Genomic DNA, 10,593 nt, shown 5'->3' on the forward strand with positions numbered 1-10,593 from the left:
CGGACGTGCACCCACTTCGAGCAAACGGATTCGATAACTCCGTCCTCCTTGTAATTCGGGTCGACGGGGGAGGTGTAGATGACGTGAGAACCAATGCGCTTCTTCGCTTCTCGGAGTTTCACGACGCAACCCCTAGCGATTCGGCGACGACGGCGACGAGGTCTCGAGCAGCCGGCGGGGTGACCGCATTCCCTGCCATGCGGACCTGTTCGCGGCGCGTGCCGAGAACGACGTAGTCGGATGGGAAGTCCATCGCGGCGACGATCTCGCGGGGCTCGAGCATCCGAAAACGAACGTCGTCGATGTCGATCGTTGGCCTGTCAGCCTCGATCAGCGATTGGTGACCCGCGGTGGTGACGGTGCGGATGTACTCATCTGACGGTGTGGTGTGCCGTGCAGGGTTCCCTCCTCGAACTCCGTTGTTGCGCATGATCAGCGCGTGGTGATTGCCAGAGGCGGTGACCGTCGAGAGTGGATCACTGGCTGGTCGTGCGACCGACCCGCCACCGCGGAGTTCCGCGATGAACGGCGGCGACACGACACCGTGGTGAATGCCGCCTCCAGAGACCGTCGACAGTGCCGCGTCGGAGCGGTGGTTCTTCGACTGCCCACGCATCACCGTCACGAACGGCAGAGCGACGCCGGTCTCACTGCGTGTGGTCATCGTGCGCATGGGGTCATCGGATGACGATGCCGACTTCCCTTCGCGGCCCTCGACCGGGACGACGAGAGCCTTAGTCGTGGCCGTCGTCATCGTCGGCATCGGCTCGTCAATCCCGCGCCCGCGGTTCGAGTGATTGTTGTCGAGCACGAACGGCGACCAGTACCGCTCGATCCCTGCCTGTATTCGGGCCATCGTCTTCGCGGCCAGCGGCTTCGGACGGTCCCCGATCCGCACGCCCTGCATCGACCAGTCGATGATGTCGGCAGCCGGCCGGAATGCAGGCTCGACAACCTGGTTGCGGCACTTCACGTTCGGGCAGCGGTAAACGTACTGCGCGCGGTACCGACCCCACGGTGCACGATCAGTCCGCTTCCACGACTGCATCGCCCGAACCGGGCCACACTCCGCACACACCGCGTGCGGCCGCGTGACGTGATGCAAGTTCGGCTTCGTGTTCCCGTGCAGCCAGAACACGATGTACATCCGATCCCGCGACTGCGGAGCACCCGGCCCATGCAATTGCGCGTGCATCGAGTTCAGATACACGACCTCGTGGTCATAGCCGAGCGAGTCCATCGCCATCAGCCACGCGCGGAACGGAGTCCAGTTCCACGCATCGACAACGTTCTCGACGATGACCCCGCGGTACCGGTGGAACTCGGTGAAGCGAACGACGTCCCACATCGTCGCCCGAGACCGCTCAGCGGCGTCGTCGGGCAGAACCTCCTCGAACAAGTCGGGTGCCGAATCGGCCCGCTTCTTACCCTTCGCGATCGAGTGGTTGGTGCACTCCGGTGAGAACCACCCGATGTCGGTCGTCGGGAAGTAGCGGGGATCGATCTGGGACAGGTCAGCGCAGATGTGGTCCGCGTCGGGATGGTTGGTGTTGTGCGTTTCGATCGCGAGCTTCCAGTGATTCGAGGCGACTCGAATGCTGATGCCCGGCACTTGGATCGCACCGGTGCTTGAACCGCCAGCACCACAGAACATGTCGGTCAGCGTCAACGTCATTCCTGGCCTCCGATGTACAGCAGCCGGTGCGGATAGTCGTCGAGATCGGACGATGTGATGGGCGTGGAGTCGCCGGTCTCGACCCACTCGTCGGGCTCGGATGCAGTTGCAAGCCAGGTCTTTTGCGCGACCCGGGCAGTTCCGGATCGGACGATCGACCCGACTGGGAGCTCGACGAGCTGGTCGAGCGAGGTGATCTCGTCGCCGACGTTGAGCGTCGTCATGCCACACCTGCCGTCGCCAGCTCATGCTCGCGGTAACACCTGCCGCACATGCCCTTGCGGTGGTGCGACACGGTGTCCGGGTATTCCTCGAGCAGACGACCCATCGGCCGCACCGAACGGCCGCACGAACCTGCACAAGCGAACGGCCCACGTGGTGGACGGACCCCGCCCGCCCGGGGCGCGGGGGCTGTGGTGCCAGCAATCTCTTCGAGCCGCTCGCGGGCATACCTGCGATCCAACGCGTGAGACCCCATATAGACACCCGCCCACACACCCGACACCGACAAGCTCGTGAGCGCCCTCCGTGCACACTTCTGCTTCACCGGGCAGTCCGCGCACACCTGCTGCGCAGCCACGACCTGGCTATGAATCGCCGACGGCGGCCCCTCCGGGAAGAACATTTCCGGGTCGACCTGAGCGCACAGCGCGTCGACATCCCAGTCGTCGGCGTCGACGAGATCCAGATCGAAGATCATGACGCCACCGCCATCTCGGACTTGTACCGTTCGACCGTCCGCTTGGAGATCGACAAGCGACCCGCGATTTCGTTCGCAGGCAGACCCTGCACGGACAGCAGCCGCCACGCCTCCCGGCGTTCCGCGCGCGTCGCATCAACACGACGCCCGTCCACCAGGCGTTCCACCACAACCGGATCCGGGATACCTGAATCGTCAGGTGCAGCCGGAACCTCGTAGAAGTCGTCGATGTCGTCCCACAGCATCGGATGGACAAAGCCTCGCCGCTGCGCCCACTTCGTCGTCCGGATGTCGCCGCGGCGAATGTGCGAGATCCGGTCGAAGACGTCGAGGACCGCGACATGCGTCCGCAAACTCAACACAGATCCGGCGTGGACGCGATGCAGCGACGGCAAATTCAGGCCGCTTTGCGCCGAGATCGCTCGGCCCGGCCAACCCATTACCGCCAGTCCCTCCAACCGTCGGCGGGCCGCGTAAGCGAGCACGTTCGCCTGCTGCGGATGCGGGCGAGGAGAAACCGCGAGAAGCGCATCGACAGTCGGCTTCAACGCGACAGTCTGGCCGGCGAGGATCTTGTACAACGGACCAGCTGATACGCCAGCAGCCCGAGCAATCATGCACGGCGTCATGCCGATCGACAGAAGATGCTGCAGATGCGGCATCACCACCTCGGCCGGGACCTTTGCGGTCTTCGGCATCTGTGGAATGCGAGTCACTGGCTGCCCGATGTACGGGCCACGGTCGGGGCGTTTCATGACGCGGCCGCCAGCAGTTCTGGTCGCGCGTCCTGGCCGCGGAACAGGCGCAGGCAGGAGCTGCAGCGCCCATCACCGGCCAGCGCGACAGTGCCAGGTGCATCCTCGATACGGACGCGCTGCCTCCGCAATGGTCGACCACACGGACCCTGGCAGACCCGCGGGATGCGCGGCGCCGGCGTGTACGGGCCGCGGCCGGCGATCAGCGACAGCCGCTCCTTCGCGGCGAGACGACTCGCCGGGGTGTCACCGAAATCGACGCCAGCCCACACACCATCCTCGGCGCCGCCATTCAACGCCAGCGCGGCGCATTCACGGTGGTTCGCCAACGGGCACGCAGCACACACCTTCTGCGCCTCCATCACGCGAACCTGCCGGACCCTTTCCCGCCCGGCCGTCCCTTGCGGGAAAAAGATTTCAGGATCGTGCTCTCGGCATAGAGCGTTCTCCATGATCAGACTCCGTTCTCGATATCGATCTGTCGGTCTCGTGCCCGGTCGGCGGCTGCGCCGTCGTCGAACACGGGATTGGATTGGGGGAGTGGATGAGCGACCAGGTGCAGTTGTCCTCGGTCGTCGGGTAACTCGATTTCGATGTAGACGGTGCACGCCGATTTCTGTGTGGCTTCGTAGTGCGCTTCGGCGGTGGCGACGGTCCATTCGTGGTGGCCGGGTTCGGTTCCGAGGTCGTCGATGATCTGCTCGGCGAGATCCCGCAGGTATCCGTCGACAGTGTCCTCAGGTGCAGTCGTCACAGCACCCACTTCAGGAAGTCGCCGAGCGCCAGGAATGCCTGGTACAGGGCGAGATACAGGACGGCCGAGATCGGAACCGCCAGGATCAACACCTGCATCACGTTCAGCCTCATCGGATGACCTGGAGAGGTGCGCAGTAGCGGGCGAGGTAACGCGAGGTGCGCGCGTGAACGAGGCCGCTTCCGTGCCACTCTTGTGGGCGGGTGCGGATCCAGACGCCCGGCTCGTCGAAGGCGTTGCAGGTGACGACAGCGCGACCCGGCAGCGCATCGAGTGCAGCCTCGATCTCCTCAGCCGACAGCTTCCTCGGATCGAGTACGCGCGGAACAGCTTCGAGCTCCCGTACACGGGCGACCAGCAACGGCACATCAGTGCGAGCAGCAGCGATGAACTCCGCGTCGATTGCTTCGAAAACGTCGTTCGTGGCGTGCCAGATCGTGCGTCGGGTGTCTGTCTGGACTACGTAGCGCTGACGCACGTACTTCGACGGCTCTGTTCGCCATGGCCCTTCGGTCGCAGCGTCGGCACGATCCAGAATCGCCTGCAAGTCGAGTGTCGTCATGCCGCCGCCCACCCGAGGGCGCCAAGAATCGCACCGATCACCGAACCGGACACCCACAGTGCGATCGAGTCAGCGCGAGTCAACGCGCGATGCGCCGGACCCCAATCGAATTCGCTCATGCCGGCACCAGCCCTGCCCGCAATTGGTCGACGACCTCAGCGTGCGCCGTCAACGCAGCAGCCTCCGTCGCCGCATACACAACACGCTCAGCCGCAGCCCGACCCGCCCGCTCCACGATCGTCTGAAAGATCTGCGGGACAGGCTCTTTCCCCAACGAGAAGTCGACGCCCTGCCACAACGTGTACACCCGAAACTCGCCATCCGGCGACGGCACCCGATCATCGGACAGGACAACGTAACTGGCGTCCTTCACCCGCGCCTGCCACGTCGCCTGATCGATCACCTCAGCCGACCGGTCATAGAACGTCACACTCATTTCGTGATCTCCTTCAAAATGTCCAGGCGTTCCTGCAGGAACCCGGTCTCGATGTCGATGAGGCTCGACGTGCTCTCGTACAGCCGTCGGGCAGCCGACCGCTCCGAAGGCGTTTCCGCAGTGCGGAAGTCGGTGACGTAGTCGTCGAGATCCGCCTTGCGGGCGCTGATCTTCGCCAGCAGCTCGGCGCACTCCGCCACCACAGCAGCGACCTCGCCGCCGTCGACCCGCCGCGGCGCAGGCATGCACACCACCCGCACGGGGAGATGAGTGATGGACGCCGTCACCGGACGCCACCTTTATGATTGATTCGGTCCATCGGGAATCCCCTTTCCGGTTTTCGTGGACTTTCGGACGGGCCCCGCCGGCATGCGGGGCCCGACCTCATTTCAGGACGTAGGGGCGGCAGAAGCAGGGAAGGAAGCTCCTGCCGCCGGTGACACCGCGCCAGTGGCTGCAGGCATCACCCGATCCGCGCCGACGCACAGCCCATGCGCGGCAGCGGAAGTCGAAGAAAGAAGAGCGAACGTGAACTCGGTCGCGACTCGCTCGGCGATAGACACCGTCGACGCGATCGCATCCAAATCACACTCGGCGTACGGGGCACTCATCGAAGCACCACCACAGCAGTCGTGACCACACCGATCACCACGACCATTACGACGGCCCACAACAGAACCGTCCAATCGGCCGTCGGCGGATGAGCCTCGTACGCGGCCACGAACTTCGCATGCTTCCGGTTGAACTCGTGACGAGTGTCCGGGTAACGGTCGGTCATGCCGACCTCCGCAGCGTCCTGGAAGCCGAAGTGCCCGACACCCACGCGTCGAGGTCGTCGACATGGATCAGCCATGCGCCCTTCGGTGCTTTGCGCTGCCTGCCGACCAGGCCGGTGCCCCTCTTCAACTCCTCGTCGTGGAGGGCGGTGTAGATCGTCTCGCGGTGGCAGCGCGCACGGTCGGCCGCTTCTTGCGCTGTCAGCCACGGAGAGGTCGGGGCGCTCATGCTGCACCGCCAAGATCCGCTAGTAGCTTCTGCATGCCCTTCGGCGTGACCCGAGGCTGCGGCGGATCGAGTACGAGGATGCCCGTCTTCGGGTGGTAGTGCGACTGCGGAATGACCGACATGACACCGGCCTGGATGACGGAGGCGTAGACGCGCCACTTGCCGTCGCCTTTCGCGCGATACACCCAGCCGCGGCGTTCGAGGTCAGAAAACAGTCGACCTTGCCCAGTTTTGATGCCGGCGCGGGTCAGGGTGTCGGCTGCATCTTTCACCGAGTAATCGCCGTCGGCGTCGAGGAACTTCTCGCCGATCTCAGCCTTCGGTTCGAGCTCGGCGATACGGCTGTCCTTCGCAGCGAGCAGCTCTTGCGCCGCCATCAGTCCGCGCGCCATCTGCTCGGCAGCCGTCAGCGCCGGTGTCGCTGTCTCGGCCTCACGCGTCTTGATCGCGAAGTACGACTGAGCCGCTGCGATCTCCGGCTTGCGCGGATCACCGTTCATCGCGACGAGGTAGCAGGCAAACCGAGTCATCCGGTAGTCGAATCGTGGTCGGCCGCCGGACTTTTCCGTGACGCCACGAAAAAGATCGTCGAAGCGGTGACCCTGGTTCTCTGCTGTCAATCGGGCGCGGTCGATTGCAGACTCGAAGTTCTCCCATCGGTCGTAACCGAGGTGGGCCATCAGGTCGCGCGCCGACCAAGTGCCGTCCGAGCGCTGCAGCGCGTCGAACGTCGACTCCATTGGTAGAGTCAGGTCAGACATTTGATCTCCAATCTGTGTCGTGAGCCGTCACCTGTTGCCTCAGGTGGCGGCTCTTTCGGTTAGAAATCTGGGATCCGGGCGGTTGGTGACGTGTCGTGCACCCGGGAACCTCTGGTGCGCTTCGCGGTACGCCTTTTTGACGGCGACCGGAAAGTCCATGCCGCCCTGCATCAATCCAGCGATCCGCCTGTTGGCCCAGGCGTCCCGGCGCCTCACTTCTCGGTGCCGTTTGGGAGTCCAGCCGTAAAGCGGATCCTCGGACCGAAGCGCCTCTCGTTCGATGCCCCTGGCCGTCCGGTAGCAGTACGGCCCTTGCATCCGAAACGTGCGGGCCTTCGACGTCCACCACGGACTGGACGAGCGATGCTCGTTCCATCGCGTCAGAGGCCGTGAAGAGCATCCGACGTAAAGCAGTCGGCCGTCTTTGTCGAAAGCTCGGTAGACGAAGTGGTTTCGGACGTCGTCTCCCCGATCGAGCCCCACTAGGCCGGCACCTTGCGTCGAGCGGTGGATTGCCGCTCATTGTTGGAAATTTCGGGCACGAAAAAGACGTCGAGTGGCACGTCCAACGCCTCGCAGATGAGCTCTGCCGTTCGCGGCTTGTTGACCGCCTGTGTGCGCCCGTTGAGCAGATTGTCGATCGTGCCGGGTGCGCATTCGGCGTACTTCGCCAGACGTCGATTGGAGAAATCCTTGCGGATCATTCGATCGAGCAACGCGTCACGTGCGACGAGCTTCATTCGCATTCCCACTGGCCACCTCCTTCGTTTGATTCGACGGCGCTGTGTCGTTGTGACCTGCATATCCTCACCCCTCGTTAGGCGCTCTGTCAAGCATGATGCGGTGAATCATTACCCATTGCTAGGCAACACGTCAAGCCCTATCTTGCCGTCGCGGCGCTGGTGTGGGCATATGCCAAAAAATTCTCTGATCAGTAGTTAGGCGTAACCGCTGCGCGCAACTGGTCATCTGGGTTACGCACTGCCTAAGATCGCCAGGTGGACAGATCATCCAGCGACAAGCGACGGTTGCTCCTGTGATCGAAGAACGAACCCTGAGCGAGCTGATCGCGGACCGAAAGGGCACCCGCTCGTACGAGCGGCTGTCTCAGGACTGCGGCGGCACGCCGACGGCGAAGCGTCTTCACCAGCTCGCAACCAAGCAGCAGCGCAACTTCCCTGACCCGCCCACGATCCGTGGACTGGCGCTTGGGTTGGGCGTTTCTGTAACTGACGTCGTAATGGCGGCCGCCCGTGCACTCGGGCTGTCGGTGGGGGTCGGCAACGACCCCCACGCCTTAACCCTCCCCCTGGCCGGCGACCTGCCAGCCTCGGCTCGAGAGTCCATCGAAAGCGTCAGCCGCGAGTTAGTGGCGATGTACGTCCGTGCTCAGGCGTCGTTCGAGATCGCAGCAATCGCCGACCGGCATTTCGCTGACGCAAAGGATGATCATGATGACGAAGAGCAGGAACCGCGGACGGAAGAGGGCAGCCCGGAGCAGCGCGGCCCAGGCGGCGGCGCGGAAGTCCGCAAACCCCCCATGAAGCTCGTCAAGCCCACAGACGGGACTGACGAGAATCAAGGCGACTGGCCTGACGGGATGCCGCCGTTCGATCCGCGCAAGGCGCTGGCGGCATCGCGATTCCCCGACAGCGAGGCGAGTCTGTACCCGGACCCGCCGCGGCCCGAGGACGAGTCGCAAGATCCCGACGACCAGTAGGTCATTCGAATGAATCCTGCGCGCTGCAGCGCAGGTCAAAAAACTACAGCCGTGTAGTTTGTCGGACCCATCACAGAGACTCGTCGGCATGACTCGATGGCATCCGTGGCGAACGCTGAGGGACACGCATCCCGACGTTTCGGTGACCTGTCGGTACTACCTTCCGGGCGACCTCAAGGGCGTCTGGACGGACGACGGAATCTATCTCCACCGAGGCCTCGACCAGGCCGGCCGCAGGTCGGTTCTCACACACGAGCTGGTGCACCGCGAGCGCGGCACCGAATGCAACCCGCACGACCGCTTCTCGGCGGAGGAACGGATCGTCGACGAGATCGCATCACGCCGACTGATCCCGATCGAGGCGCTTCTCGACGCCCTGATCTGGACGCGTTTCGACGTCGGCCAGGAGACCGCGGGCGAGCTGTGGTGCGACGTCCACATGGTCATCGCACGCATCCAAGGCCTGACGGCCGAGGAGCGCCGCTACATCGACGACGAACTGAAACGGAGACAGCCATGATGATGACCTGGACCGACCCAGTGTCGGGAAAAGAGATCACTGTTCTTGCATGTCAACGGGGACCGAAGGAAAGTCAGATCCTCGACGACAAATGGGAACGCGAAATTCACGCCGCAGATCCAGAAGGGAGTGAGTGGGGAGCATGAAGCCGTACGAGTTGAAGATGCTCGAGATCGAGAAGCGCTTCTACAAATCGCAGGCCGGGAAAGAGGTCGACATCGCGCTCGAACTCATGATCTCTCCGGTCCGCTACTACCAGCTGCTGAACGAACTCCTCGACAACCCCGAGGCGCTCGCAGCCGAACCTGTCCTCGTCAACAGGCTCCGACGGATCCGCGACAGCAAAGCGAAAGTCAGACGGGCGAGCTGATGGCATGGACCAGAAAGCTACCGTCCGGCAAGTATCAGGGGATGTACCGCGACGCTCACGGCAAAGTGCGGTCCGCCGGCAGCTACCCCCGAGAAAAGCAGGCACTCGGAAAAGCGACCGCCGCCGAACAGGATGCTCGGCTGAACCCCAAAGATCCTGCCGCCCAGTCGATGACGTGGGCGCAGTGGGAGCCGCTATGGCTCGAACGGCGTTCCGTCGCCCCGCAGACCCTCACCGGTGACATGTCGAAGATCGAGAACCACGTCCGGCCTCGATGGGGCGACGTGCCACTGTCGAAAATCGAGCACGACGACGTCCAACTCTGGGTGACTCAACTCGGTAGGACAGGCGGAGTCCGGACGGCCGGATCGTTCACCGCGGGCGGGCCGCTCTCGGCGTCGACGGTCGAGAAGATCTACCGCGTGCTCTCGGCATCGATGAAGGCCGCCGAACTCGCGAAGCTCATCGACCGCACACCGTGCCGTGGCGTGAAGATCGTCCAGGACGGTAACTCTCCTGAGCGGTATCTCACCGAGGCCGAGCAGGATGCGATCACCGACGAACTCGTCGGACAGGATCGGCTGCTGGCGAAGTTCGGATTCGCGACCGGGATGCGCATGGGGGAGATGCAGGGTGTGCACTGGGAGTCGATCGATCTCGAAGCCAAGTCGGTGACGGTGAGGCACGCCTACGACCCGAAAGGTCGATCCATGAAGGCGCCGAAGTCGTATCAGCTTCGATCGATACCGCTGACCGACGAGGTCGTCGAGATGCTTCGAGATCGGCTCGATGAGCACGGGCCAGGGTTGTGCTGCCCGGTGCGACACAACCGGGTGACGAAGTGCCGCAGTGGATTGGTGTTCGCACAGGGCGCCGACAGGAAGGCGATCGACGCGGACAATTTCCGGCACCGGAGCTGGGCGCGCGCATGCTCACGCGCGGCCGTCAAAGATTCGCAGGGCCGCTGGAATCCAGTCGGACACGTACGGGTCCATGACATGCGGCACACGTTCGCATCGACGCTCGTGCGCGCCGGCATCCCACTGGCGGAGGTGTGCACCTTGATGGGGCACTCGTCGATCACCGTGACGCAGCGGTACGCCCATCTCGGCCGGTCCCAGTGGGGTGTGGTCGCCAACGTGCTGAACCGGCGTGCAGCACCGCGTGCAGCAAAACCCAATTTGAAGGTGCTTGATGGCACTGGATGAAGCTGGTTCGAAGAGCTGTACTGACCAGCAGAAACAGTGAAAATTGGGGATCTGCTCGGACCTGGCTGGACCCCGTCGAATGGACTTCTAATCCCTTGGTCGCAGGTTCGAATCCTGCCGGGGGCAC

The 10,593-nt window shown here is 63.7% G+C and carries 18 protein-coding genes; 4 read left to right on the forward strand and 14 right to left on the reverse strand.

The window, feature by feature from the left end:
* Positions 1-118 precede the first annotated feature (118 nt).
* The 14 genes from RhoFasB10_RS18815 to RhoFasB10_RS18880 form a co-directional block, all read right to left on the reverse strand.
* Positions 119-1,675 (reverse strand): DNA cytosine methyltransferase, encoded by a 1,557-nt coding sequence (locus tag RhoFasB10_RS18815; protein ID WP_167677980.1) that lies wholly within the window; start codon positions 1,673-1,675, stop codon positions 119-121.
* Positions 1,672-1,899: a hypothetical protein gene (locus RhoFasB10_RS18820; protein ID WP_167677982.1), complete on the reverse strand. Its 228-nt coding sequence runs from the start codon at positions 1,897-1,899 to the stop codon at positions 1,672-1,674. Before RhoFasB10_RS18820 ends, RhoFasB10_RS18815 begins: the two co-directional genes overlap by 4 nt.
* Positions 1,896-2,375 (reverse strand): WhiB family transcriptional regulator, encoded by a 480-nt coding sequence (locus tag RhoFasB10_RS18825; protein WP_167677984.1) that lies wholly within the window; start codon positions 2,373-2,375, stop codon positions 1,896-1,898. The genes RhoFasB10_RS18820 and RhoFasB10_RS18825 overlap by 4 nt, the downstream gene beginning before the upstream one ends.
* Complete coding sequence (locus tag RhoFasB10_RS18830) at positions 2,372-3,130, reverse strand: hypothetical protein (RefSeq protein WP_167677985.1); 759 nt, start codon at positions 3,128-3,130, stop codon at positions 2,372-2,374. The genes RhoFasB10_RS18825 and RhoFasB10_RS18830 overlap by 4 nt, the downstream gene beginning before the upstream one ends.
* Positions 3,127-3,582 carry a WhiB family transcriptional regulator gene (locus RhoFasB10_RS18835; protein ID WP_167677987.1) on the reverse strand — a complete coding sequence of 152 codons (456 nt, stop codon included), beginning with the start codon at positions 3,580-3,582 and terminating at the stop codon, positions 3,127-3,129. Before RhoFasB10_RS18835 ends, RhoFasB10_RS18830 begins: the two co-directional genes overlap by 4 nt.
* Positions 3,583-3,584: 2 nt before the next feature.
* On the reverse strand, positions 3,585-3,884 hold the full coding sequence (locus RhoFasB10_RS18840) for a hypothetical protein (RefSeq protein WP_167677989.1): 300 nt from the start codon (positions 3,882-3,884) through the stop codon (positions 3,585-3,587).
* A 109-nt stretch (positions 3,885-3,993) separates the two neighbouring features.
* Positions 3,994-4,446, reverse strand: a complete 453-nt coding sequence (locus RhoFasB10_RS18845) for a hypothetical protein (protein WP_167677991.1) — start codon at positions 4,444-4,446, stop codon at positions 3,994-3,996.
* Positions 4,443-4,565 carry a hypothetical protein gene (locus tag RhoFasB10_RS26680; protein ID WP_277345889.1) on the reverse strand — a complete coding sequence of 41 codons (123 nt, stop codon included), beginning with the start codon at positions 4,563-4,565 and terminating at the stop codon, positions 4,443-4,445. Before RhoFasB10_RS26680 ends, RhoFasB10_RS18845 begins: the two co-directional genes overlap by 4 nt.
* Positions 4,562-4,882 carry a hypothetical protein gene (locus RhoFasB10_RS18850; protein ID WP_167677993.1) on the reverse strand — a complete coding sequence of 107 codons (321 nt, stop codon included), beginning with the start codon at positions 4,880-4,882 and terminating at the stop codon, positions 4,562-4,564. The genes RhoFasB10_RS26680 and RhoFasB10_RS18850 overlap by 4 nt, the downstream gene beginning before the upstream one ends.
* The gene (locus RhoFasB10_RS18855; RefSeq protein ID WP_167677995.1) at positions 4,879-5,169 is read right to left on the reverse strand and encodes a hypothetical protein; all 291 of its coding nucleotides are present in this window, start codon (positions 5,167-5,169) and stop codon (positions 4,879-4,881) included. Before RhoFasB10_RS18855 ends, RhoFasB10_RS18850 begins: the two co-directional genes overlap by 4 nt.
* A gap of 320 nt (positions 5,170-5,489) precedes the next feature.
* Positions 5,490-5,660, reverse strand: a complete 171-nt coding sequence (locus RhoFasB10_RS18860; protein WP_167677997.1) for a hypothetical protein — start codon at positions 5,658-5,660, stop codon at positions 5,490-5,492.
* Entirely contained in the window at positions 5,657-5,887 is a 231-nt protein-coding gene (locus RhoFasB10_RS18865) for a helix-turn-helix domain-containing protein (RefSeq protein ID WP_167677999.1), read from the reverse strand. The genes RhoFasB10_RS18860 and RhoFasB10_RS18865 overlap by 4 nt, the downstream gene beginning before the upstream one ends.
* Positions 5,884-6,648: a phage antirepressor KilAC domain-containing protein gene (locus RhoFasB10_RS18870; RefSeq protein ID WP_167678001.1), complete on the reverse strand. Its 765-nt coding sequence runs from the start codon at positions 6,646-6,648 to the stop codon at positions 5,884-5,886. Before RhoFasB10_RS18870 ends, RhoFasB10_RS18865 begins: the two co-directional genes overlap by 4 nt.
* 482 nt (positions 6,649-7,130) lie before the next feature.
* Complete coding sequence (locus RhoFasB10_RS18880) at positions 7,131-7,394, reverse strand: helix-turn-helix transcriptional regulator (RefSeq protein WP_346764428.1); 264 nt, start codon at positions 7,392-7,394, stop codon at positions 7,131-7,133.
* Positions 7,395-7,684: 290 nt separating this feature from the next.
* On the opposite strand from RhoFasB10_RS18880, the gene RhoFasB10_RS18885 reads away from it, so the two are divergent.
* From RhoFasB10_RS18885 to RhoFasB10_RS18900, 4 genes are all read left to right on the forward strand, one after another.
* The gene (locus tag RhoFasB10_RS18885; RefSeq protein WP_167678006.1) at positions 7,685-8,368 is read left to right on the forward strand and encodes a hypothetical protein; all 684 of its coding nucleotides are present in this window, start codon (positions 7,685-7,687) and stop codon (positions 8,366-8,368) included.
* A gap of 88 nt (positions 8,369-8,456) precedes the next feature.
* Positions 8,457-8,888, forward strand: coding sequence for a hypothetical protein (locus tag RhoFasB10_RS18890; RefSeq protein ID WP_167678008.1), 432 nt, complete (start codon positions 8,457-8,459; stop codon positions 8,886-8,888).
* Positions 8,889-9,030: 142 nt separating this feature from the next.
* Positions 9,031-9,258, forward strand: a complete 228-nt coding sequence (locus tag RhoFasB10_RS18895) for a DUF3263 domain-containing protein (protein WP_167678010.1) — start codon at positions 9,031-9,033, stop codon at positions 9,256-9,258.
* Positions 9,258-10,466, forward strand: coding sequence for a tyrosine-type recombinase/integrase (locus RhoFasB10_RS18900; protein ID WP_167678012.1), 1,209 nt, complete (start codon positions 9,258-9,260; stop codon positions 10,464-10,466). Before RhoFasB10_RS18895 ends, RhoFasB10_RS18900 begins: the two co-directional genes overlap by 1 nt.
* The last annotated feature ends 127 nt before the right edge of the window (positions 10,467-10,593 follow it).

The organism is Rhodococcus sp. B10 (assembly GCF_011770055.1).
Lineage (GTDB): Bacteria > Actinomycetota > Actinomycetes > Mycobacteriales > Mycobacteriaceae > Rhodococcoides > Rhodococcoides kyotonensis_B.